Annotated in this window: 28 protein-coding genes; 16 read left to right on the forward strand and 12 right to left on the reverse strand. The window is 68.8% G+C overall.

Features of this window, described 5'->3' with window-relative positions; genetic code table 11:
• Positions 1-15 precede the first annotated feature (15 nt).
• Positions 16-156 (forward strand): SDR family oxidoreductase, encoded by a 141-nt coding sequence (locus AC3XYG_RS41875; protein ID WP_489145875.1) that lies wholly within the window; start codon positions 16-18, stop codon positions 154-156.
• Positions 157-308: 152 nt separating this feature from the next.
• Here AC3XYG_RS41875 and AC3XYG_RS41880 read toward each other — a convergent pair whose 3' ends face one another.
• Entirely contained in the window at positions 309-665 is a 357-nt protein-coding gene (locus tag AC3XYG_RS41880; RefSeq protein ID WP_489145848.1) for a hypothetical protein, read from the reverse strand.
• 2 nt (positions 666-667) lie between these two features.
• Positions 668-1,999: a histidinol dehydrogenase gene (hisD, locus tag AC3XYG_RS41885; RefSeq protein ID WP_489145849.1), complete on the reverse strand. Its 1,332-nt coding sequence runs from the start codon at positions 1,997-1,999 to the stop codon at positions 668-670.
• 141 nt (positions 2,000-2,140) lie between these two features.
• Between hisD and AC3XYG_RS41890 the strand changes: the two genes are divergently transcribed.
• The 3 genes from AC3XYG_RS41890 to AC3XYG_RS41900 are packed head-to-tail and all read left to right on the forward strand — an operon-like array spanning position 2,141 to position 4,739.
• Entirely contained in the window at positions 2,141-3,151 is a 1,011-nt protein-coding gene (locus AC3XYG_RS41890; RefSeq protein WP_489145850.1) for an ABC transporter substrate-binding protein, read from the forward strand.
• Complete coding sequence (locus AC3XYG_RS41895) at positions 3,148-3,963, forward strand: ABC transporter permease (RefSeq protein WP_489145851.1); 816 nt, start codon at positions 3,148-3,150, stop codon at positions 3,961-3,963. Before AC3XYG_RS41890 ends, AC3XYG_RS41895 begins: the two co-directional genes overlap by 4 nt.
• Positions 3,960-4,739, forward strand: coding sequence for an ABC transporter ATP-binding protein (locus tag AC3XYG_RS41900; RefSeq protein ID WP_489145852.1), 780 nt, complete (start codon positions 3,960-3,962; stop codon positions 4,737-4,739). The genes AC3XYG_RS41895 and AC3XYG_RS41900 overlap by 4 nt, the downstream gene beginning before the upstream one ends.
• 15 nt (positions 4,740-4,754) lie before the next feature.
• Here the strand turns inward: AC3XYG_RS41900 and AC3XYG_RS41905 are convergent, their stop codons facing one another.
• Together AC3XYG_RS41905 and AC3XYG_RS41910 are read right to left on the reverse strand one after the other, a co-directional pair.
• Positions 4,755-5,039: a hypothetical protein gene (locus tag AC3XYG_RS41905; RefSeq protein ID WP_489145853.1), complete on the reverse strand. Its 285-nt coding sequence runs from the start codon at positions 5,037-5,039 to the stop codon at positions 4,755-4,757.
• Positions 5,040-5,130: 91 nt separating this feature from the next.
• Positions 5,131-5,910: a pentapeptide repeat-containing protein gene (locus AC3XYG_RS41910; RefSeq protein ID WP_489145854.1), complete on the reverse strand. Its 780-nt coding sequence runs from the start codon at positions 5,908-5,910 to the stop codon at positions 5,131-5,133.
• A 162-nt stretch (positions 5,911-6,072) separates the two neighbouring features.
• On the opposite strand from AC3XYG_RS41910, the gene AC3XYG_RS41915 reads away from it, so the two are divergent.
• Entirely contained in the window at positions 6,073-6,474 is a 402-nt protein-coding gene (locus tag AC3XYG_RS41915; RefSeq protein ID WP_489145855.1) for a VOC family protein, read from the forward strand.
• 136 nt (positions 6,475-6,610) lie between these two features.
• Complete coding sequence (locus tag AC3XYG_RS41920; protein ID WP_489145856.1) at positions 6,611-7,108, forward strand: cupin domain-containing protein; 498 nt, start codon at positions 6,611-6,613, stop codon at positions 7,106-7,108.
• A gap of 121 nt (positions 7,109-7,229) precedes the next feature.
• Here AC3XYG_RS41920 and AC3XYG_RS41925 read toward each other — a convergent pair whose 3' ends face one another.
• From AC3XYG_RS41925 to AC3XYG_RS41940, 4 genes are all read right to left on the reverse strand, one after another.
• Positions 7,230-8,387, reverse strand: a complete 1,158-nt coding sequence (locus AC3XYG_RS41925) for an NAD(P)/FAD-dependent oxidoreductase (protein WP_489145857.1) — start codon at positions 8,385-8,387, stop codon at positions 7,230-7,232.
• A 15-nt stretch (positions 8,388-8,402) separates the two neighbouring features.
• On the reverse strand, positions 8,403-10,022 hold the full coding sequence (locus tag AC3XYG_RS41930; RefSeq protein ID WP_489145858.1) for an FAD-dependent oxidoreductase: 1,620 nt from the start codon (positions 10,020-10,022) through the stop codon (positions 8,403-8,405).
• 122 nt (positions 10,023-10,144) lie between these two features.
• Entirely contained in the window at positions 10,145-11,167 is a 1,023-nt protein-coding gene (locus tag AC3XYG_RS41935; protein WP_489145859.1) for an ABC transporter ATP-binding protein, read from the reverse strand.
• Positions 11,164-12,147, reverse strand: a complete 984-nt coding sequence (locus AC3XYG_RS41940; RefSeq protein ID WP_489145860.1) for an ABC transporter ATP-binding protein — start codon at positions 12,145-12,147, stop codon at positions 11,164-11,166. Before AC3XYG_RS41940 ends, AC3XYG_RS41935 begins: the two co-directional genes overlap by 4 nt.
• A 263-nt stretch (positions 12,148-12,410) precedes the next feature.
• Here AC3XYG_RS41940 and AC3XYG_RS41945 point away from each other — a divergent pair, with 263 nt between their 5' ends.
• From AC3XYG_RS41945 to AC3XYG_RS41970, 6 genes are all read left to right on the forward strand, one after another.
• Positions 12,411-14,129: a peptide ABC transporter substrate-binding protein gene (locus AC3XYG_RS41945; RefSeq protein WP_489145861.1), complete on the forward strand. Its 1,719-nt coding sequence runs from the start codon at positions 12,411-12,413 to the stop codon at positions 14,127-14,129.
• Between the two features lie 70 nt (positions 14,130-14,199).
• Complete coding sequence (locus AC3XYG_RS41950; RefSeq protein ID WP_489145862.1) at positions 14,200-15,162, forward strand: ABC transporter permease; 963 nt, start codon at positions 14,200-14,202, stop codon at positions 15,160-15,162.
• 1 nt (position 15,163) lies between these two features.
• A complete protein-coding gene (locus AC3XYG_RS41955) occupies positions 15,164-16,060 on the forward strand; it encodes an ABC transporter permease (RefSeq protein ID WP_489145863.1) in 897 nt (298 codons plus the stop codon).
• A 62-nt stretch (positions 16,061-16,122) separates the two neighbouring features.
• On the forward strand, positions 16,123-16,737 hold the full coding sequence (locus tag AC3XYG_RS41960; protein ID WP_489145864.1) for a TetR/AcrR family transcriptional regulator: 615 nt from the start codon (positions 16,123-16,125) through the stop codon (positions 16,735-16,737).
• A gap of 2 nt (positions 16,738-16,739) precedes the next feature.
• Positions 16,740-17,378: a glutathione S-transferase family protein gene (locus AC3XYG_RS41965; protein ID WP_489145865.1), complete on the forward strand. Its 639-nt coding sequence runs from the start codon at positions 16,740-16,742 to the stop codon at positions 17,376-17,378.
• A gap of 16 nt (positions 17,379-17,394) precedes the next feature.
• The gene (locus tag AC3XYG_RS41970; protein WP_489145866.1) at positions 17,395-17,640 is read left to right on the forward strand and encodes a hypothetical protein; all 246 of its coding nucleotides are present in this window, start codon (positions 17,395-17,397) and stop codon (positions 17,638-17,640) included.
• Here AC3XYG_RS41970 and AC3XYG_RS41975 read toward each other — a convergent pair whose 3' ends face one another.
• Complete coding sequence (locus tag AC3XYG_RS41975) at positions 17,641-17,925, reverse strand: type 2 periplasmic-binding domain-containing protein (protein WP_489145867.1); 285 nt, start codon at positions 17,923-17,925, stop codon at positions 17,641-17,643.
• A 15-nt stretch (positions 17,926-17,940) separates the two neighbouring features.
• A complete protein-coding gene (locus tag AC3XYG_RS41980; RefSeq protein WP_489145868.1) occupies positions 17,941-18,510 on the reverse strand; it encodes a LysR family transcriptional regulator in 570 nt (189 codons plus the stop codon).
• Positions 18,511-18,605: 95 nt separating this feature from the next.
• Here AC3XYG_RS41980 and AC3XYG_RS41985 point away from each other — a divergent pair, with 95 nt between their 5' ends.
• From AC3XYG_RS41985 to AC3XYG_RS42000, 4 genes are all read left to right on the forward strand, one after another.
• Entirely contained in the window at positions 18,606-19,202 is a 597-nt protein-coding gene (locus AC3XYG_RS41985; RefSeq protein WP_489145869.1) for a LysE family translocator, read from the forward strand.
• A 231-nt stretch (positions 19,203-19,433) separates the two neighbouring features.
• A complete protein-coding gene (locus AC3XYG_RS41990) occupies positions 19,434-19,880 on the forward strand; it encodes an ATP-binding protein (protein ID WP_489145870.1) in 447 nt (148 codons plus the stop codon).
• Between the two features lie 21 nt (positions 19,881-19,901).
• Positions 19,902-20,243: an STAS domain-containing protein gene (locus AC3XYG_RS41995; RefSeq protein ID WP_489145871.1), complete on the forward strand. Its 342-nt coding sequence runs from the start codon at positions 19,902-19,904 to the stop codon at positions 20,241-20,243.
• A gap of 143 nt (positions 20,244-20,386) precedes the next feature.
• The gene (locus tag AC3XYG_RS42000) at positions 20,387-20,743 is read left to right on the forward strand and encodes an STAS domain-containing protein (RefSeq protein WP_489145872.1); all 357 of its coding nucleotides are present in this window, start codon (positions 20,387-20,389) and stop codon (positions 20,741-20,743) included.
• Positions 20,744-20,787: 44 nt separating this feature from the next.
• Here the strand turns inward: AC3XYG_RS42000 and AC3XYG_RS42005 are convergent, their stop codons facing one another.
• Both AC3XYG_RS42005 and AC3XYG_RS42010 read right to left on the reverse strand, forming a co-directional pair.
• Positions 20,788-21,402 carry a hypothetical protein gene (locus tag AC3XYG_RS42005; RefSeq protein WP_489145873.1) on the reverse strand — a complete coding sequence of 205 codons (615 nt, stop codon included), beginning with the start codon at positions 21,400-21,402 and terminating at the stop codon, positions 20,788-20,790.
• Positions 21,395-22,813, reverse strand: a 1,419-nt coding sequence (locus tag AC3XYG_RS42010) for a glycine cleavage T C-terminal barrel domain-containing protein (protein WP_489145874.1), incomplete at its 5' end; no start/stop codon positions are given. The genes AC3XYG_RS42010 and AC3XYG_RS42005, both read right to left, overlap by 8 nt.

The following is a 22,813-nucleotide window of genomic DNA, read 5'->3' on the forward strand; positions in this document are numbered from 1 at the left end:
GCCTGGCAGCAGCGCATGCTGTCCGCCATCCCGATGGGCCGCTTCGGCCGGATGGAGGATCTGGCCGGCCCGGCCGTGTTCCTGTGCTCCGACGCCGCCGCCTATGTCACCGGCCAGGTGCTGTATGTCGATGGCGGGTACTTGGCGTCGATCTAAGGTGGGAGATTCTCCACCCGCCTGTCATGCCCGGACTTGATCCGGGCATCCAGAGGCTGTCGATACTTGATCCGGGCATCCAGAGGCTGTCGATATCCTCTGGATTGCCGGGTCAAGCCCGGCAATGACAGTGAAGGTTAAGTTCGTTGCGTCTATTTCCCGTGAAACTCCGCCACTACCTCGATCTCGCCCATGATGGCGGCGTTGAAGGCCGGCAGGTCTTCGGCCGGGATCCAGTATTCCTGGTGGCTGCGGCCGCCGGCGTCCTGCACCGCATAGCCTTCGAGGACGTCGCGGCGCACCTGGAAGCGCAGGACATAGCCCGACCCGCTGGCCGGCACGTTCCAGTCGCGGGCGATCTTCACGGCATAGTCTTCCGACAGCACGGGATAGAAGATCGGCTGGTCCGGCAGCCGGGGCGGGAAGGCGCGCATGCCCGCGTCCCGGATCAGGCGCAATTCCTCCGGTCCGACCGGGCGCCACAGCGTGACGGTCTCGGTGTCGGCCACGGTCAGCCCCGCTTCGGCAGCAGCGCGTCCCGCACCTCGGACACGGCGCGGGCGTGGCCATCGAAGCCTTCATAGGTCGCCAGGATCCGGGCCTGCTGCGCCAGGGCCGGATAGCCGGCGGCGCTGACATAGCCGATCGAGGTCCGCTTCAGGAAGTCGAACACCGACAGCGGCGAGGCGGTGCGGGCGTGGCCGCCGGTCGGCAGCACCGCGTTCGGCCCCAGCACGAAATTGCCGATCGTCACCGGCGTGTGCGGCCCCAGCAGGATCTCGCCGGCATGGTCGATCCGCGCCGCATCGGCGAAGGGGTCGTGCGACAGGATCTGCAGATGCTCCGGCGCGTAGTCGTTGACGAAGCCGATCGCCGCGTCCCAGTCCGGCGCCAGCACGATGCCGCCGCGCGGCCCGGTCAGCACGGTGCGGGAAAAGCCGGCGCGGCCGGTGCTCATCGCCGCCCAATGCTGCGGCAGTGCGGCCGCCGCCTGCTCCGCCACAAGCCGGCTGTTGGTGACGAGCCAGGCCGAACTGTCCGGCCCGTGCTCGGATTCGATGATCAGGTCCAGCGCCGCCAGGGCGCCGTCCACGCTGTCATCGGCCAGGATGATGGATTCGCTCGGGCCGGCCGGCGTGCCGGTATCGATCGCATCGGCCAGCAGGCGCTTGGCGGCGACGACATAGGGGCTGCCGGGGCCGACGATCTTGTCGCATTTCGGGATCGTCGCCGTGCCATAGGCCACCGCCGCCACGCCCTGGGCACCGCCGGCGGCGAAGACCCGGGTGACGCCGACCCGCCTGGCCACTGCCAGCGTCGCGGTGTCGACCTGCCCGTTCGGGCCGGGCGGGGTGATGATGATCACGTTCGGGACTTTTGCGGCCAGGGCCGGGATCGTCGTCATCATCGCCACCGACGGGAAGGCGCCCTTGCCGCGCGGCACATAGCAGGCGACAGACGGGATCGGCCGGATGCGGTCGCCGGCGAACACGCCGGGGCGCACCTCCTTCCACCACATCTCCTCCGGCAGCTGCGCCTCATGGAACCGGCGGATACTGTCGGCGGCGAAGTCGATCGCCGCCATCACCTCCGGCTCGAGCGCGGCGGGCGCGGCGTCCAGCGCCTCCTGGCTCACCCCCAGGCTATCGGCCGAGACCGGCGCCTTGTCGAAATCCCTGGTGAAGCGGGCCACCGCCTCGTCGCCTTCGGCCCGAACCGCGGCGATGATCGGCCGGACGGCATCGAGGAACGGGCCGAGATCGGCCTCCGTCCGGGCCAGCAGCGCCTGGCGGCCGGCGCCCGACAGCGTCGACAAATCGTGGATTCGGATGGCGTCGCTCATGGCCTTGTCCCGGATTGGCGAAAATACGTCTGACTTTATAGGGACCATCGATTGACTCTGCGAGCCGCCACTTTATGAATTGTCGCTCCGCAAAAACAGCGCGGCCGGCCAACGGCGGCTTCAACAGACGGGGAAAAGGCTATGGGACATCATGGCGTGACGCCGCGCGGCGTCGTTCTGGCGGCCACGGTCGCAGCGGGCCTGGCCTGGGCCGGGCCGGCGGCAGCACAAGCGGTTCCGGCCCAGCCGGAGGCCGGCAGCTTCAAGATGGGGATCGAGCCCTGGCTCGGCTACGGCCTGTGGCATGTCGCGGCCGAGAAAAAGCTGTTCCAGGCCCAGGGGCTGTCGGACGTCGAGATCGTCAACTTCACCCAGGACAAGGACATCAACGCCGCCCTGGCCAGCGGCCAGCTGGACGGCGCCAACATCGCCACCCACACGGCGCTGGTGATGGCCTCGGCCGGGCTGCCGATCCGGATCGTCGCGCTGCTGGACGTCAGCATGACCGCCGATGCCATCCTGGCCGGGCCCGACGTCAAGACCATCGCCGACCTGAAGGGCAAGGAGGTGGCCTATGAGGAGGGCACCACCAGCCACATCCTGCTGAACTATGCCCTGGCCGCCAACGGCATGACCCTGGCCGACATCACGCCGGTGCCGATGCCGGCCTCGGATGCCGGTGCGGCGCTGATCGCCAAGCGGGTGCCGGTCGCCGTGACCTATGAGCCGTACCTGACCGTGGCGCGGGCGCAGGACCCGGCGGTCAAGCTGCTCTACACCGCCTCGGCCGATCCGGGCCTGGTGTCGGACGTCTTCGTCGTGCGCGAGGACGTGCTGAAGGAGAAGCCGGGCCAGGTCGCGGCGCTGCTGAAGGCCTGGCAGGCGGCGCATGCGGATTACGCCAAGGACACGGCCGGCGACCGCGCCATCATCGCCAAGGCGGTGGGCGCGACACCGGAAGAGCTGTCGACCGCCTTCGATGGCGTCACCTTCGTGTCGCTGCCCGACAACAAGACCCAGCTGACCGGCGCCTTCACCCAGCACGTCATCGTCGATGTGAAGAAGGCGGCCCAGGCCGCCGGGCTGCTGCAGGGCGATGTCGATGCCGCGTCGCTGATCGATCCGCGCTTCGTGGCCGCTGCCGCCCCGTGACGATTGAGCCAGCCCCCCGCCGCCGCGGCCTGTTCCGCCTGGACACGAGGCTGACGCCCGGGCGCTTCGCCGGCATCGCCGTTTGCGTGTTCCTCGGCCTGCTGCTGCTGTGGGCCGCGGTGACGATGTCGGGGCTGGTCCGGCCGCTGTTCCTGCCGTCGCCGGGGCAGGTGGCCGAACGGCTGGGCGGGCTGGCGCAGTCGGGCCAGCTGTGGGACGACGCGGTGATCAGCATCTACCGCATCCTGATCGGCTTCGGGCTGGCCACGCTGTTCGCCATCCCGATCGGCGTGCTGATCGGGCGCTACCATGTGTGGGAGGCGTTGATCGAGCCGGTGGTGGATTTCGTCCGCTACATGCCGGTGGTCGCCTTCGTGCCGCTGACCATCCTGTGGACCGGCACCGGCGATTTGCAGAAATTCCTGATCATCTGGATCGGCACCTTCTTCCAGCAGGTCCTGCTGATCATGGACAACGTCAAGCGCGTGCCGTGGGACTTCATCGATGTCGGCCGCACGCTGGAGATGAAGCCGCGCCGGATCCTGATGTCGATCGTGATCCCGGCGGCCCTGCCGGGCATCTGGGATTCGATGCGAATCAGTCTGGGCTGGGCCTGGACCTGGCTGGTGCTGGCGGAGCTGGTGGCCGCCACCTCCGGCCTCGGCTACCGCATCAACGCGGCGCAGCGGTTTTTCCAGACCGACACCATCATCGGCTACATCCTGGTGCTGGGCGTGCTCGGCCTGGTCACCGACCAGGGCATGAAGGCGCTGGCCCATCGCCTGTTCCCCTATGAGCGGGCGCGGCGATGACGGTGCGGCTCGAGGTGAAGGGTCTGTCGAAGACCTTCGTGCAGAACCAGGACCGGCTGCAGGTGCTGCAGGGCATCGACTTGGCGCTGGGCGAGAACGAGTTCGTGTCGCTGGTCGGCGCCTCCGGCTGCGGCAAGTCCACTTTGCTGTCGATCGTCGCCGGGCTGCAGGAGTTCGACCAGGGCGCGGTGCTGGTCGACGGCCGGCCGATCGCGGGGCCGGGGCGCGACCGCGGCGTGGTGTTCCAGAGCTATACGCTGATGCCGTGGCTGACGGCGCTGGGCAATGTCGAATTCGCCCTGCGCGGCTTCGGCCTGCCCACGGCGAAGGTGAAGGAAACGGCGCGCGAGCATCTGGCGCTGGTCGGCCTGTCCCGCTTCGCCGATGCCTGGCCCAGCCAGCTCTCGGGCGGCATGAAGCAGCGCGTCGCCATCGCCCGGGCGCTGTGCTACCGGCCCAAGATCCTGCTGATGGACGAACCCTTCGGCGCGCTCGACGCCCTGACCCGGCAGCAGATGCAGGAGTTGCTGACCGGCATATGGGAGGCGCACCGCCTGACCGTGCTGTTCGTCACCCATGATGTCGACGAGGCGGTGTACCTGTCCGACCGGATCGCGGTGATGTCCAGCCGGCCGGGGCGGATCAAGGAGATCGTAGCGGTGCCGCTGACGCGCCCGCGGGCGCCGGAGATCGCCGAGACCGACGACTTCATCCGCCTGCGCCACCGCGTGCTCGGCTCGATCCGCGAGGAAGTGCGGCGCCTGGCGGACGCTTGAGAGACCGTTTAAGTCTCAATGTCTCGTGATGTTGGCGTCCACCGCCTCGACCTGGACGCCGCCGACCTCGGCGCCGACGCGCATGTTGGCGGCGGCCCGTTCGATCAGCGGGCTCACATCTGTCGGTTCGACCGTGGCCGCGATCATCTGGCCGGTCAGGAAGGCCAGCGCGCCGATCAGGGCGCCGCTGACGGCGTACTGGTCGCCGCCGGCCTCGGCCGCATACTCCTCGGAGCGTTCGCCGATCAGCGACAGCAGATCGGCGTGGATCTGCTGGGTGAGGGGACCGGTGTTGCTCATGGTGCGTCTCCTCTGCGACACCCGGCCGTGTCCCGATCCGCTGCCGGCTATGACGTCAACGGGGCGTGCTGCACCGCAGTTCCAGCCGGCGCTACTCCGCCAGGACATCGATGCCCATGGCCGACAGCAGCGCGTGCTGCTGGTGGCGGTCGATCTTCAGCCCGGCAATGCTCCGCAGCGCCAGCAGGTTCAGCCCGGTGATATCGGCGCCGCGAAGGTCGGCACCGGCCAGGGCGGCGCCGGTCAGCACCGCGGTGGACAGGTCGCTGTCGCGCAGGTCGGCGTCGCTCAGGTCGGCATCCGACAGGTCGGCTTCCCGGAAATCGCAGCGGACCAGGGTGCAGCCCGGCAGCCGGATCCGGCCGAGATCGGCCAGCTCGAAACGGCAGTCGCGGAACTCCGCCTGCGTGGCGATGGTCTTGCGGCCGAAGGCATGGCTGAACTCGGCCCGGTCGAATTTCGCGCCCAGCAGATTGCAGCCTTCCATCACCAGGCCGAAGGTGCCGGACCGCTCGAAGCCGCAGAAGGACAAATCACAGCGGCGAAAACGGGCGTCGCGCAGCTCGCTGAAGGCAAAGACGGTGCCGGCGGAGGCGGCGCGGTCGGTGAACACGCAATCCTCGAACACCGCGTCGCGCAGGGTGACGCTGGCGAATCGGCAGCGCAGGAACCGGCAGCGCCGGAATTCGACGCCGGTCAGGTCGCCGCCTGCGAAGCTGCAGGCCTCGAACAGGCAGTCGCTGAACCCGGTCTCGGCATCGACCGCGGCATCCGGCCACTCCGTGTGAGACAGGGCGATGCCGGCGATGTCGCCGCCGGCGGCCAGCCGGTCGCGGAACTGGTCGAGATCGATCAGCGTCGGGTCGGTCATCGCAGGGCCTCGGGTTGCAATCGGCGATTATACAAATCTTTAAGAGGGTTGCCGCTTCGTTCCAACGAGGCCGGGGTCTATGCTGGCCCGACTCCGTCGCATTCCGGCTGGTGAGCCTGGGGTAGGACGGTCAAAATGGGAACATAAGCCGCGGGGAGGGCCATGTTCAGCCACATCACGGTCGGCACCAACGACATCGATCGGGCCAAGCAGTTCTATGACAGGGTGCTGGCCTCGATCGGCCTGCGCTGCGAGGCCGACGACCGGGTCTCGGGCTGGCTCTGTTACGTCCCGGAAGGGGATAGCGGCCCGGAATTCCTGATCTGCCGTCCGATCAACGGCGAGAAGGCGACCTTCGGTAATGGCGTCACCATCGGCTTCAATGTGCGCGAGCGGGTGCAGGTCGATGCCTTCCACAGCGCGGCCCTGGCCGCGGGCGGCGAGGATGAAGGCGCGCCCGGCAGCCGACCGCATTATCACCCGAGCTACTACGGCGCTTATGTCCGCGACCCCGACGGCAACAAGCTGTGCTGCGTCTGCCACCGGTCGGATGCGGCCGGATAATTTTCCTCGCCGGATTGTCGCAAACGCCATCGACATGTGACCCGGGGCACAAACCGGGTCGGCGTCGATGTGGTCTGTTCCGGGCATGCCGTTTCGCCCCGCCAGGGCGAGGGGGCCCAGCCCGAAGGACCGACCCATGCTCCAGCCTTTGCCCGTCCACAGACACGAACGCCGCAGCTATCTGTTCCTGGGCGTGCGGATGACCATCCTGCTGTCGAGCGAGGAGACCGGCGGCCAGCTGTCGCTGATCGAGGGCATCATGCCGCCCGGCGGCGATGGCGGCCTGCATGTCCACGCCAATGAGGACGAGGCCATGCACCTGCTGGAGGGCGAGCTGGAGGTCACCATCGGCGACCGAATCTTCACGCTCGCGGCCGGCGAAAGCTATTTCGCGCCGCGAACCGTGCCGCACCAGCTGCGGAACCTCGGCCAAGTGCCGGCCCGCGGCCTGGTGACCACCACGCCGGGCGGGTTTGACCGCTTCATCTCGCGGGCGGCAGTGCCGCTGGCCGACGGTGCCGCGCTGCCGCCGCCAGCGGCCCCGACGGCAGAGGAGATCTGCCGGATCCTCGCCATCGCCGACCGGTTCGGCATCGCCATCATCGCCCCCGGCCCGGACTGCGATCCGGACTAGCCGGCTCCGGTGGGACCGATCTTAAGCTGTCATGCCCGGACTTGATCCGGGCATCCAGAGACTGTCGACATCCTCTGGATTGCCGGGTCAAGCCCGGCAATGACAGGGGTGGGGTTTGGCCCTATGCCGCCACCGGCGGCAGCCAGCCCTGGGCCTCGCGCCAATCCTTCGGCAGGCCGGCGAAGCGGTCGAGGCGCATGGTCGACAGGTCGGCGAAGCTGCAGGTGCCGTCGACGACCAGGTCGCGGATGGCATGGCCGCTGGCCGGCGACAGGCCGAAGCCGACACTCGACATGGTGGCGACGATGGCGTTGTCGAGGCCCGGCATCCGGTCGATTACCGCGCGCCCATCCGGCGTGTTCTCGATCACCCCGGACCAGCTGCGGATCATCCGCACATGCGCCGCCTTGGGGAACAGCTCCATCAGCCGCCGGCCGATGTTGCGCAGCAGCGGGCTGGATGGTTTCGGCGGGGAAGCCAGCCCGACTGGCGGCAGCCATTCATGCGGCCCGCCGCCATAGACCAGGTTGCCGCGCAGCGTCTGCCGGCCGTACAGGCCATTGCCGTCGACTCCGCTCATCGGCATCAGCGGCAGGGGCTCGGTCACGATCATTTCAGCCCGGCCGGATGCGATCGGCAGGTCGACGCCCAGCATCTCGGCCAGCAGGCCGGTCTGCGGCCCGGCGGCGATGACCAGATGGTCGCAGTTGAAGTCGCCGCGGCTGGTGCGGACACCGGTGACCTTGCCGCCGGCGGTGTCGAAGCCGGTCACGGTGCAATGCTGCAGGATGCGGCCGCCATGGTCCTGCAGCGCCCAGGCATAGGCTTGGGATGTGCGCTGCGGATTGGCGTGGCCGCCATACTTCAGCAGCGTGCCGCGCTCGACGGAATCGTCGGCCAGGGGCGCCAGCTCGCGGATCTGCTTGCCGTCCAGCATCTCGAAGTGGAAGCCCTGCTTCTCCCCCATCCGGGCCCAGCCCAGGGTGAATTCGACATCGGATTCGTGCAGGATGATGCGCAGCCGGTGCTTCTGGTGCTCCGTGGGATAGCCCAGCAGTTCGTCCATCTGCGGCCACAGCCGCTGCTCCTCGGGGAACAGCGGGCTCTGCGGATGGGTGCAGCCGCCGCCGTTGCGGCCCGATGCCTCCCAGCCGACGATGCCCTTCTCCAGCACCAGCACGTCGACGCCGCTGCGCGCCAGCCACCACGCCGTGCTCAACCCGGTGACGCCGCCGCCGATGATGACGACCGAAGCGCCGGTCTTGTTGGTCTCTGCCATGATCCGGTCCTCGCCTCAGCCCTGTTTCGTGTCGTCGGTCGGGATATCCCACCAGGGCATCCACTGGTTCGGGATTCCGAACCAGGAATCCCATTCCTGCCGCACCACCTCGGCCTCGTCCTGCGGCCACAGCACCTTCAGCGGCAGCGGCCGCACCGGTGGGCGATAGCTCGCCAGCGGCACCTGGCCGACATCGACATGGGACGACAGGGCCAGCAGCATTGCCACCTGTTCGCGGCAGCGGCGGCCCTGGCACAGCCCCATGCCGGCGCGGGTCAGGCGCTTGACCTGGTCCTGGTTGACCGGGCCGTCCTCCAGCAGCGTGGTCAGCGACCGGGTGCCCATCTTGTTCGATTTGCGCTCGAGATAGCGGGGCGGGCTGACGTCCAGCAGCTCGCCGCGGCTGACCTCCTCGCACTGGCAGACCATGACGTCGAGCCCGCCGGTGTTCAGCAGCGCCTTCAGCCAGGTCATGCGGTGGTCGCCCTGGACCTGCAGCGGCTGCGCCAGACCGGCGCGGGCCGCGGCGACATCGGCTTCGGCGGCCTGGCCGAGGGTGGCGGCCGCGGCGATCGCGGCGATCCGGCCCTCCTGCCGTGCCACCGCGGCGTCGATCGACTTGGCAGAATGGATGCCGGCGCAGTCGCCGACGGCATAGGCGAAGGGCAGGGCGGTGCGGCCGTCCGCCTCGGTCACCGGCACATGGCCACCGCGGTCGAGATCATGCACCAGCTTGGCGTCGAGCGCCGCCAGCAGCTCGATGTTCGGCACCGTGCCGATGGCCAGGGCGACGGTGTCGCAATCGATATCGCGCTCGCTGCCCGGCACCGGCGACAGGCCGTCATCGACCCGCACCAGCGTGGCGCGGGAGATGCCGTCGACGCCGCCCGAAGCCGCCTTGATGACATGGCCGGTGAACACCGGCACGCCATGCGCCTGCACCGCATCGGCCAGCGCCGCCGGCCCGACCGGCGCGGCCGCGACCTCGACGATGCCGGCAACCTCCAGCCCGCGCTCCAGCGCCGTCAGCGCCAGGTCCAGCGCCTCGGCGCCGGAGCCCAGGATCAACAGTTTTCGCCCGGCAAAGGCGTCATAGCCGGCGATCAGACGGTGCGCCGCGGTCACGCCCATCACCCCGGCCAGGTCCCAGCCCGGGAAGGACATGCCGAGGTCGCGCCGGCCGGCCGCCACCACGACCATGTCGAAGCTGACCAGCCAGGACCGGTCGGTGTCGGCCAGGCCGGCGACCGGCCCCGGCATCCACTGCACCCCCGGTGCGTTGGCGAACAGGCCCCAGACCGTGGTCTGCAGCAGCACCTCGACGCCCTTGTCGAACAGGTCGGCCAGCTCCGGCGATCCTTCCAGGAAGGTCTCCAGCAACCGGGCGGGCGTGTTCACCGCGGCGGTGGCGCGGCCGCCGAAATGCAGCGGCACATCCATGCCGATCAGGGCGCCGTCGACCGGGTTCTCGTCGACCAGCAGCACCTCCAGGCCCCGGGCCGCCGCCTCGGCCGCCGCGGCGATGCCCGCCGGGCCGGCGCCGACCACGAGAAGCTGGACGTGACGTTCGACCTCCGGGGTCTTTCCGGCCACGGATTTCGGGTCGATCGGAATTTCGGTCGCAGTCGGGGGCATGGCGTGGTTGGTCTCCAGACGGGGCGTCGGCTTCTGGCTGATGGGATAACTCTACAGTCGGGATCGACCGAGGATCGACGCATGGGCGACAGGGAACAGCAGCAGAGCGACGGTGGCGGGGGTCACCGCGCCTGTGCGCAAGCGAGATTCGCATCGGCGGCGGGCGGGGCGGGGTGGTGGCAGGCAACGCGGTGGCCGGGCGCCAGCTCGGCCAGGACGGGCGCTTCCTGCCGGCAGCGGTCGGTGGCGCGGGGGCAGCGGCCCTGCAGCCGGCAGCCATTCGGCAGGCTGGTCGGGCTCGGGATCTCGCCGACCAGGGTCAGGCGCCGGCGCTGCTTCTCCCGCTTTGGATCGGGCAGCGGCACGGCCGACAGCAGGGCATGGGTGTAGGGGTGCAGCGGCGACCGGAACAGCGTCTCGCGATCCGCGATCTCGACCAGCTCGCCGAGATACATCACGGCGATGCGCTGGGAGACATGGGCGATGATGCTGAGGTCGTGCGAGATGAACAGCAGGGCCAGATTCATCCGCTGCTGCAGGCCGCGGATCAGGTTGATGATCTGGGCGCGGATCGACACGTCCAGCGCCGACACCGGCTCGTCGGCCACCACGAAGTCGGGGCCGGTGCTGATCGCCCGGGCGATCACCACGCGCTGGCGCTGTCCGCCCGACAATTCATGCGGATAGCGCTCGGCGAAGCCGGTGGACAGGCCGATCAAATCCAGCATCTCCACCACCCGCGCCCGGATCTCGGCGCGGCTGCCGAAGCGCTGGTTGTGCAGATGCTCGGCGATGCTGCCGCCGACTGTCATCCGTGGGTTGAGGGCGGAGAAGGAGTCCTGGAAGATCATCTGGGTGCGCTGGCGGAAGCGGCGCAGCCCGTCGCCGTCGAGCGAGGCGACATCCCCGCCATCGAACCGCACCTCGCCGCTGGTCGGCTTGTGGATGCGCAGCAGGCAGCGGCCGAAGGTGGATTTGCCCGAGCCGCTTTCGCCGATCAGCCCGACGATCTCGCCACGATGGATGTCGAGCGAGACGCCGTCGACCGCCGTCAGCCAGCGCCGGCCGCGGCCCAGCAGCCCGGCGCCGCCCAAATCGAAGCGCAGGGTGACGTCGCGGGCCTGGACCAGCGGATCCGCACTCATGCCGTGCCTCCCACGGCGCGTTCTGCCAGCGTCGCCTTGAACCAGCAGGCGGCGGCATGGCCGGGCTCGACGCTTTCCAGCGGCGGGGTCTTCTCGCGGCAGATCGACTGCGCGTGGTCGCAGCGCGGCGCGAATTTGCAGCCCTCGCCGCGCGCGGTGACGTCGACGCTGCCCGGGATGGTCGGCAAATCGGTGCCGATGCCCTCGTCCAGCAGGGGCACGGACCGCAGCAGGCCCTGGGTGTAGGGGTGGACCGGCCGCTCGAACAGGGTTTCGGTTGGCGCCGTCTCGACCACCTTGCCGGCATACATCACCGCCACCCGGTCGGTCATCCCCGCGACGACGCCGAGGTCGTGGGTGATCAGCAGCACCGCGGTGCCGGATTTGCGGCAGACCTCGTCGATCAGCTCCAGGATCTGGGCCTGGACGGTGACGTCGAGCGCCGTGGTCGGCTCGTCGGCGATGATCAGCTTGGGGTGGCAGGCGATGGCGATGGCAATCATCACCCGCTGGCACATGCCGCCCGACAGCTCATGCGGGTAGGCGTCGATGCGCAGCTCCGGCGCGGCGATGCCGACCTGGCGCAGCAGGTCGATCGCCCGGCGTCGCGCCTCGCCGCGCGGCAGCGTCTCATGCGCCTCCAGGATCTCCTCGATCTGGGTGCCGACCGGCAGCATCGGATGCAGTGCCGTCATCGCGTCCTGGAAAATCATCGCGATCTCGCGGCCGCGCACCCGGCGCATCTGGCCCTCGCGCAGCCGCAACAGCGACCGACCCTCGAACAGGATGTCGCCCTTCGGCACGCGGGCGGTCGGCAGCAGGCGCATGATCGACATCGCGACGGTGGATTTGCCGCAACCGCTCTCGCCCACGATGCCGAGCTTCTCGCCCGGGCTGATCGCCAGATCGATGCCGTCGACGGCACGCAACTCGCCGTCTTCGGTTCGAAAAGCGACCGTCAGATCCTGGATCGCCAGCACCCGAAGCCTCTCCCTGAGGCGCCCCCGGGCCATGGCCGCGAAGGCGAGCATTCCTAAGCCTGTTGATGACGGTTCCGTCACCGCGCCGGGGTTGAAAAACCGGCTGCTTTTCAGGCCTTGACAGTGGTCCGACCGTCTGCCGACATACAGTACAGTTAGGTTTGGACGTGACAAGCGAAAAGTCAAATCGCGCACGGCCCCACCCGACGGCGACAGTGAAGCTCGCCTCTGACCGCTTGCTGAACAGGGACAAGACGGAGGAGATGATGGCGGATCGTGACAACCGGTCGAAATCCGGTGGATCGAAAACAGGGATCGGCCGGCGGCAATTGCTCGCCGGTGCTGCCGCGGCCGGGGTGGCCGTCACGGCGAAAGGGGCGGGGGCCTTCGGGTTGAAGCTCCCGGCTGGAGAACTGGCCTCGCCCCTGCTGCAGAAGACCGGCGGGGCCCAGGCGGGCACGCTGATCTATGGCGTGACGCAGGAGGCGGTGAACTTCAACCCGCTGCTCTACGTCAACACCGGGGTCGAGACGGCGGTGGAATACGCCGTGTTCGACGCACCCTGGAAGATCGACGACAAGGGCCAGTTCGTGCCCAACCTGGCCACCGAGATCCCGAGCGTCGCCAATGGCGGCATCTCGCAGGACGGGCTGGAGTGGACGATCAAGCTCAAGCCCGGCGTCAAATGGCATGACGGCGCGCCCTTCACCGCGAAGGACCTGCTCTTCACCTATGAGACGGTGATGAACCCGAAGGTCGCGGCGCGCGGTCGCACCGGCCACGACCAGGTGGCGGATATCAGCGCGGCGGACGACACCACCGTCCGGATCAAGCTGAAGCAGGCCTTCGCGCCCTATATGGCGGTGTGGCAGAAGACCAGCATCATCCCGCAGCACCTGCTGGCGGGGGAGGCGGACCTCAACACGTCAGGCTTCAACACCGCACCGGTGGGCACCGGCCCGTTCAAATTCGTCTCGCGCACGGCCGGGGACCACATCGAATTCGGCGGCAATGCCGAATATCACGGCGATGGGCCGCGCCTGAAGACGCTGATCCAGAAATACGTGCCGGACCAGCAGACGCTGTTCGCCCAGTTCCAGACCGGGCAGGTCCATGTGCTCGAGCTGCAGGGCATTCCGCCGGAGCTGTATCCGCGGGCCAAGGCGCTGCCGGGCAAGACCATGGTGATCAGCCCGTCGCCCTTCGTCGAGTTCATCTACTTCAACTGCGGCAAGCCGCAATTCGCCGACAAGGCGGTGCGCCAGGCCCTGTACCAGGCGATGGACGTCAAGAACCTGATCGAGAAGATCTATTTCGGCATCCCGCCGCGCACGCTCAGCTATCTGCCGACCAACCACTGGGCCTATGACCAGACCCTGAAGGACCCCGGCACCGACCCGGCCAAGGCGGCGCAGATGCTGGACGCGGCCGGCTGGACCGTAGGCGGCGACGGCATCCGCGAAAAGGGCGGGGTCAAGCTGTCCTTCACCATCTCCACCACCGCCGGCAACAAATCGCGCGAACGGGCGCAGCAGCTGCTGCAGCAAAACCTGAAGGCGATCAATGTCGACATGCGCATCCAGAACATGCCGGCCTCGGTGGTCTGGGGCGAATACACCGTCAAGTCGCAGTTCGACACGCTGATGGTGGGCTGGGACCCGCTGCTGTTCCCCGACCCGGATTACGGCGCCCGGATCATGAGCGACCAGATCCCGGCCAAGGGCGGCAACGGCTCGAACTACGTCCAGTACGAGAACCCGGATATCGACAAACTGTGCCGCCAGGGCGTGGCCGAGACCGACCAGGACAAGCGCAAGGCGATCTACGCCAAGATCCAGGAGACGCTGCTGGACGACCTGCCCTTCGCGCCGATCTTCGTCTTCTCCCAGATCTTCGGCTTCGACAACGCGGTGAAGAACTACAAGCCCAACCCTTACGTGCCGATCAACCTGTGGAACTGCAACGAGTGGTCGATCGGGTGACCATGCTCGCGGGAGTTCGCTCTCTCCGCTCCCCCTTCCCCTTGTGGGAAGGGGGCAGGGGAGGCGCGCCATGCTGACCTTCGTCCTGCATCGGCTGTGGCAATCGGCGCTGATGATCGTCGGCGTGTCGCTGATCGGCTTCGCGCTGATGCATCTGGCGCCGGGTGGGCCGCTGGCGCTCTACACCCTGAACCCGACCGTGACCGCCCAGGATATCGAGCGGATCAAGCAGATCTTCGGCCTCGACCAGCCGGCCTATATCCAATACCTGAAATGGGCCGGCGGCCTCTTGACCGGCGACTGGGGCTTCAGCTTCTTCGGCGGCCGGCCGGTGGCCGGGCTGGTGCTGGAGCGCATTCCGGCCACGCTGCTGCTGATGGGCGCCAGCATGGTGATCGCCATGGTGCTGGGCGTTGCCATCGGCATCCTCGGCGCCGTCCGCCGCTATTCGATCTTCGACGCCCTGGCGACGACAGGGGCGATGATGGCGCTGTCGCTGCCGACCTTCTGGTTCGGGCTGGTGGCGATCTACCTGTTCGCGGTGCAGCTCGGCTGGTTCCCGGCCGGCGGCTTCTCCACACTCGGCGGCGATGGCGGGGTGTTCGACCGGGTGCAGTACATGGTGCTGCCGGTCTCGGTCCTGTCGCTGGTGCTGGTGGCGCAGTGGAGCCGCTACGCCCGCTCCGCCATGCTCGAGGTGCTGGGCCAGGACTACATGCGCACCGCTTTGGCCAAGGGGCTGACCACCCGCGTCATCCTGGTCCGCCACGGGCTGCGCGCGGCGCTGGTGCCGCTGGTCACGCTGCTGGGGCTGCAGCTGCCGTCGCTGCTGGGCGGCGCGCTGGTGACCGAAACCGTGTTCTCCTGGCCCGGCATGGGCGCGCTGTTCGTCAATTCGCTGTCGATGCGCGACTACCCCGTGCTGATGGCGATCCTGATGCTCAGCGCGGTCACGGTGATTATCGGCAACCTCCTGGCCGACATCGCCAATTCGCTGATCGACCCGCGCATCAAGCTGAAGGGGGGCGGCTGAGATGGCCGAACTCGCAGCTGCCCCGCCTGAAGTCACCCCGGCCGAGGCGGCGCCGCGCCGCCGCGGCAGCCGGGTGGTCCGGCGCTTCCTGCGCCACCGCCTGGCCGTGGCCGGCGCCATCGTCGTCGTGCTGATGATCGTGGCGACGATCCTGGCCCCGTGGATCGCGCCTTATGACCCGGAGGCGCTGGACCTCAGCAATTCCTACGCCCCGCCTTTCACCGTCGGCCATATCCTCGGCACCGACGATCTCGGCCGCGACGTGCTGACCCGGCTGCTTTATGCCGGGCAGATCTCGCTGTCGGTCGGCTTCGCCGCGATGATCGTCACCATCGCGGTCGGGTCGCTGCTGGGCGCCTTCGCGGCCTATCTCGGCGGGGTCGTCGGGTCGGTGCTGATGAGGTTGACCGACATGGCGCTGTGCTTCCCGAACATCTTCCTGCTGCTGTTCGTCGCTGCCTTCATCACCCCGACGCTGTTCACCGTGGTGCTGATCATCGGCCTGACCTCGTGGATGGAGATCGCGCGCATCGTCCGCGCCCAGGTGATGTCGCTGAAGGAACGGGACTCCATCCTGGCGGCGAAGCTGTCCGGCGCCGGCGCCGCGCGTATCGTGTTCCGCCAGATCCTGCCGAACACGGTGGCGCCGATCCTGGTGGCCGCCTCGCTCAACACCGCCAATGCGATCCTGCTCGAATCCTACATCAGCTTCCTCGGCTACGGCATCCAGCCGCCGGTGGCGAGCTGGGGCAACATGCTGACCAACGCGCAGAGCGACTTCCTGATCGCGCCTTGGCTGGCGATCTTCCCGGGGCTGGCGATCACCCTGGCGGTGATGAGCTTCAACTTCATGGGCGACGGCGCGCGCGACGCGCTCGACGTGCGGCTGAAGATCTGACGGGTTGTTCCCGCGGGCCTTTCCCGATTATGTCCTGCGGGCACCGAAGCAAAGGCGGCTGAATGGCGAAGGCGAAGAGCAACGGGGAGGGGGCGGCCGAGTCCGGCAATGGCCGCCGCACGCTCAGCCGCGAGGACTGGATCCGCACCGCGCTGAAGGTGCTGGAGAAGGGCGGCGTCGCCAGCGTCAAGGTCGACCGGCTGGCGACGGCGCTGAAGGTCACCCGCGGCAGCTTCTATTTCCACTTCAACGGCCGCAAGGACCTGCTGGCCGCGCTGCTGGAAGAATGGCGCCGGCGCAATTGCGGGCCGTTCCAGGCGCTGGAGGGCCGCAACGACCTGGCCGGCACCGTGCTGTTCCGGGCCTTCCGCAACGTCTGGGTCAGCGAAGACCCGTTCAGCCCGGCGCTCGACATGGCGGTGCGTGACTGGGGCCGGTCGTCGCGCGAGGTGTCGCAGGCGGTGCAGGGGGCGGATGAATTCCGCATGGGGCTGCTGCGCCGCGCCTTCGACCAGATGGGCTACGCCGAGGATGAGGCGGTGGTCCGCACCCGCGTCAGCTATTTCCACCAGATCGGCTATTACGCCATCGCCTTCCGCGAGCCGCGGCCGTCCCGGCTGCACTACCTGCCGATCTATGACGACGTGCTGACCGGCCGTCCGTCGGAAGGAGCCTGAGCGTGCTGACCATCTGGGGCCGGCGCAACGCCTTCAACGTGCAGAAGGTGATGTGGCTGGTGGCCGAACTCGGCCTGCCGCACGCCCATGTCCCGGCCGGCGGCAGCTTCGGCGGGCTGGACGACCCGGCGTTCCGGGCGATGAACCCGCATGGCCGGGTGCCGGTCATCGACGATGACGGCACCGTGGTGTGGGAATCGCACGCCATCCTGCGCTACCTCGCCGCCCGCCATGGCCGCTTCTGGCCGGCCGATCCGGCCGAACGGTCGCAGGCCGACCGGTGGATGGACTGGTCGCTGGCAACGCTGCAGCGCGATTTCATGGATCTGTTCTGGGGCTATTGGCGGATGCCGGAGGCGCAGCGGAAGCCGGCCCAGATCGCCCGGGCGCAGGAAGCCTGCGCCGAACATTACCGCCTGCTCGACCGCCATCTCGCCGACCGGCCCTTCCTGGCCGGCGACGCCTTCGGCCTGGCCGACATCCCGGCCGGCACCACGCTGCACCGCTATTTCGGCCTGGGGCTTGCAGTGCCGTCGGTGCCGCATGTCGAGGCCTGGCACCGCCGTCTCGCCGAGCGCCCGGCCTATCGCGACCATGTGGCGATGCCGTTCGACGACATGTATGGGCGAACCGAATATTAGCGGTCGGAGCTGATCGATGGCGGAATGGCGCCTCGTCGGCAGGATCGTGGCTGACCGGGAGCCGTTGCTCCTGGGCGGCCTCGATCCCTGGCGGCACGCGTGGGTGCCGGTTGAGGAGCCGGCCGTCATCGTGCCCCACCCGCAATACCCCGCGGAGCGCCACAAAATGTGGATCTACGAAATCGCTTCCGGCGATGTCGTGGTGAGGTTCGCAGCTGGCGAGTTCTCGAACGGCGCCTGGGGATTCTATCTCCCGGCCTGATCACGCCGCCTGGCGCTGACGCAGCATGCCGTCGCGCAGGTGGCGGGCCAGTTCCTGCACAGCAGTGCCGGTGCCGTGCCGCGGCAGATGCAGGGTGATGGCGAAGCCGGGCAGCTCCGGCAGGCCGGCGTCGGGGCCCAGGATCTCCAGGTCGAGCGGCACGGTGCAGGCCAGCCAGGCGGTGACGGCCAGGTCGGTCCGTACCGTCGCGGTGGTGGCGTCGATACTGCCGTTCTCGAACACGGTCCGCCAATCCCGGCCATGCTGGTGCAGCGCCGCCAGCACCGCCGGCCGGAAGGCTCAGGTGTCGGCCACCATCGAGACCGGCAAAGGCCGCTTGAGATGCGCCGTGCCGGCCCGGGCGCCGACCCAGACCAGCCGGTCGATGCCCAGGCACTCGCCGCCGGATGCGCCGGCCGGCTGTTCGATCAGCGCCAGGTCGATCCGGCCGGCCGCCAGCGCCTCGGCCAGCTCCGGCGAGGCGGCGCAGACCAGCGAGATCTCGACCTGCGGGCAGGCCTCGGCATAGGTCTTCAACACCGGCGCCAGGCAGGTGCCGACCAGATCGTAGGGCACGCCGAGCCGCACCCGGCCGGTGACCGCGCCGGGCGTCATCTCGGCCCAGATCTCGTCGTTCAGCTGCAGCAGCCGGCCGGCCTTGCCGAGCAGGCGCTCGCCGGCGGCGGTCAGCTTCAGGCCGCGGCCGCCGCGCTCGAACAGGGCGCAGCCCAGCGCATCCTCCAGCCGCCGGACCTGCTGGCTGACCGCCCCTTGGGTCAGGTGCAGCGTGGCCGCCGCCGCCGTCATGCTGGCGCTGCCGGCGACGGTGGCGAAGGTGCGGAGCAGGGCGGTGTCGAGGTTGCGGGCCATACGGCCATTATGACTCGTAATGATCGGCATGACGAACATTGGCTTCCGTAATTCATCCGACGGCTTCTAGCCTGCGGGATCCTGTGGAGCCCGCGATGTCCGGTTCGATCCTGCCGCTGATCCTGTTCGCCCTGGTGTCGACCCTGACGCCGGGCGGCGCCACCACCCTGGCCACCGCCTCCGGCGCGCGGTTCGGCTTCCGCCGGTCGGTGCCGCTGCTGGCCGGCATCGCCGCCGGCCTGGCCATGCTGGCCGCGGCCGCCGCGGCCGGGCTGGCCGGATTGCTGCTGGCCGCGCCGTCGCTGCAACTGACGATGAAGCTGGCCGGCTCGGCCTATCTGCTGTGGCTGGCCTGGACCATCGGCCGGGCGGGACCACCATCGCCGAAGGCCGGGCCGGAGGCACCGACCGGCTTCTTCGCCGGCGCCTGCCTGCTGTGGCTCAACCCGAAGGGCTGGGCCATAGCGCTGGGTGCTGCCGCCGCCTTCGCCCTGCTGGCGGACGGGCCGCTGCACCTGGCCCTGCTGCTGGGCTCGGCCTTCGGCCTCGCGGCCGCCATGTCGCTGTCGCTGTGGTGCCTGGCCGGGCTGCTGCTGGCCCGGTTGCTGCGGACCGACCGGCAATGGCGGGCGGTCAATGCGGCGCTGGGCGTGCTGCTGGCCGCCTCAATCATCCCGATGTGGTTAGGGTAGCCGGACCCTCCTACCCTGCTTTGGCAATAAACAGATGATTTGAAGTAATAAAATATAGATTGGTGATGTGATTCATATATCTCCTATTTTATCCACTTTTTAGAAAATTAGATTCCTTAATATTCGATTTATCGATTGAAATTACTGAACAAAAATGGTCGGATGTGATGAACTCAGGCTGAATACAGCCGCTATTTCTTGTTGATTTAATTCTCCGCCCCTCGATTTGCCATGCCGGATATGCTGCTCGATCTCGCGATCCCCAGCCGATTGGACGCCTTGGACGCCGCCGGAACCCGGCTGGGCGTGGTGCTTCGGCGGCTTGGCCTCGATGGCGAGGCCCGGCATCGGATCGGCCTGGCGGTGCATGAGGCGCTGGCCAACGCCATCATCCATGGCAACCGCCAGGATCCCGACCGGATGGTCGCGGTCCGGCTGGAACGCGACGGCGAAGGCATCGTCATCCGCGTTGCGGACCAAGGCCCCGGCTTCGACCCCGCCGGCGTCGCCGACCCCCTGCGGCCGGAGAACCGGCTGCTTCCGAGCGGGCGCGGCCTGCTGCTGATGACGGCCCTGACCGACGCCGTCAGCCACGAACCCGGTGCGACGGGGGGCAACACCGCCACCCTGCGCTGGCGGATGGGTGGGGATCAGCCCGCCCGAACTGTCCATTCCTGACAACCGAAGGAGAGCAAGACCATGGTTCAGATCACCAGCCGCAAATCGGGCGACGTCACCATCCTGGACGTCGCCGGCAAGATCACCATCGGCGTCGGCGACGTCGCGCTGCGCAACGCGGTGCAGGAGGCGCTGAATGGCGGCGCGACGAAGATCCTGCTGGGCCTCAAGGACAGCACCACCATCGATTCGTCGGGGGTCGGCGAACTGGTCAGCAGCTACGTGCAGGCCACCAATCGCGGAGGAAAGCAGAAGCTGGTCTCGCTGCCGAGCAAGATGCGGGACATCCTGACCATCACCCAGCTCATCAGCGTGTTCGAGACCTTCGACGACGAGGATGAGGCGGTCGAGTCGTTCTCCTGAACGAGAGAACGGCCCGTCAGGGTAGGTTGGGTTCGCGACGCGAACCCAACATTTCGCCGCCGGGGTGATGCCGGTGTTGGGTTCGCCTGCGGCGAGCCCAACCTACACGGCCGGATCGCCGAAACCGGAGGAAAGGAAAGATCATGGCGGAGTTCACCGAGCGCGACCGGGGCCAGGTCACGATCCTGGACGTCACCGGCGAGATCGGCGGCAGCGGCGTCGGTTTCGAGCAACTGGACCGAGCGGTGCGCAAGGCGGTGGATGGCGGTGCGAGCACCATCCTGCTGAACCTGAGTGGGGTGACCGCCATGGATCCGGCGGGGATCGAAGCGTTGTACCTCGCCCGCGTGTACGCCGACCGATACGGGGCGGACGTCAAGGTGGCGTCGGTTCCGCCCAAGCTGCGGGACCTCCTGCAGACCGAACTCACTCCCCATTTCCAGATCTACGACACCGAGGACGCGGCGGTCGCGGCGCATGGCGGCGACACGTCGGGGTAGGTAGGGCTCGCGATAGGCGAACCCAACCTACGGTGCCGAGAAGCTTACTTCAGACTTACCAGCCGCGGCGGTTCCTGGGGCGGGGGCGGGCGGTGCAGCACCGCCGGGTCGATCCGGGCGCCGAATTCCAGCGTCGCGTCGGCCACGGCGCCGAGGGTGAATTCGGCATAGGACACCGGGACCAGCAGGTCGAAGGCATCGGCGCCGCTGCGCTGCAGATGCACCCGCACAGGCTCCAGCCGTGCCGTGGCGAAGCCGGACTCGCCCAAGATGTCCGGGTGCAGGTCGATCGCCGCCAGCTTGGCCAGCAGGTCGCGCGACCGCGGGCCCTGCAGCCGCAGCCCAGCGAAGCCGCCGGTGCAGGGCACGGCGCTGAACTCGGTCGGCAGGTCGGGCAGGGTGGCGCCGGCCTCGGCGACCAGCAGCCGGCGCCAGGGTGCTGTCGGCCACAGCCGCAGGCCGCCGCGCACCAGCGCCGTGCCCGGTCCGGCGATGGCGGCGCCGAAGGCGGCCCGTTCCCAATCCGCCAGGGCGGCGGCGGACTCGGCGCTCCAGCCCGCCAGTTGCAGGATCGCGGCCGGCCGCCACGGACGCAGGGTCAGGCCGTCGGCGTCGATGGTCGACAGGGCCTCGATGGGATTCAGCAGGGTCTCAGCCACGGACGCGCTCTCCCTTCGGGTCGTACATGCAGGGCTCGGTCACCCGCAGCTTGATGTGGCTGCCGCGCAGCGGGTCGGCGGCGAAGACGGTGTCGCCCATCCGGGCCTGGGCGCGGGCCAGCAGGCCGAGCGCGATCGGCAGCCCGGTCACCGGGCTGGTGCAGGATGAGGTGACATGGCCCTGGGTCGGCTCGTTTTCGCGGAACATGCCGCCTTCGACCAGATGGGCCCCGGCCATCAGTGGCGCGCCACTTTCCGAAATCAGCCCGACCAGCCGTGGCCGGTCCGGGTCGGCCATGCTCTCGCGCAGGGACATCGGCTTGCCGACATAGGCGCCCTCGCGCTTGGCGAAGCGCTCATGCGCCAGATCGGCCAGGGTGGTCTGGCCGTTGATCTCGGCCCCGGTCAAGAAGCCCTTCTCGATCCGCAGCAGGTCCAGTGCTTCCAGCCCGAAGCGCTCCAGCCCCAGCGGCGCGCCGGCGGCGATCAGGCGCTGCCACAGCGCCGGGGCATGCTGGGCCTCGACATGCAGCTCATAGCCCAGCTCGCCGGTGAAGCTGACGCGCAGGATGCGGACCGGCAGGCCGCCGGCCCCCCCGTTATCCACCACCACATCCTTGACCGCCATGAACGGCAGCGCCGCGTTCGACACATCGGCGGCATCGCCGACCAGCCGGGCCAGCACGTCGCGCGCCTGCGGGCCGGTCAGCGCCACGGCGCCCCAGGCCTCTGTCACCTCGGTGACAGCGACGCGCAGCTCGGGCCAGTTCACCTCGGTCAGCTGCTCCATCATCCGCACCGCGTCATGCGCCTTGGCGGTGGTGGTGGTGACGTAGAAGCGGTCCTCGGCCAGCCGGGTCACCGTGCCGTCATCCAGCACGATGCCGTCGTCGCGCAGCATGATGCCGTAGCGCGAGCGGCCGACCGGCAGCGTCTCGATCCGGTTGACGTAGAGCCGTTCCAGGAAGGCCGCGGCGTCAGGGCCGGAGACATCGACCTTGCCCAGGGTCGAGACATCGAACACGCCGACGCGGGACCGGACATGCTTGGCCTCGCGCAGTGCCGCGTCGCCCAGGCTCTCGCCCGGCCGCGGATAGTAATGCGGCCGCATCCAGCCGCCGGAGCGGACGAAGACAGCACCGTCGTTCCTATGGATCTCGTCGAACGGCGTCCGCCGGGTGGGGTAGGCGTGCCAGCCGGTCGACCGGCCGGCGATGGCGCCGAAGCTGACCGGCGTGTAGGGCGGGCGGAAGGTCGGCGCCGCCAGGTCGCCGGCGCGCAGATGCCGGGCATCTGCCAGGACGCCGAGCGCCGGGCCGTTCGACGTCTTGCCCTGGTCGGTCGCCATGCCCTGGGTGGTGTAGCGCTTCATGTGCTCGGGCGAGGTGTAGCCCTCGCGCGCCGCCAGCCG

The sequence above is a fragment of the Inquilinus sp. genome (assembly GCF_057815775.1).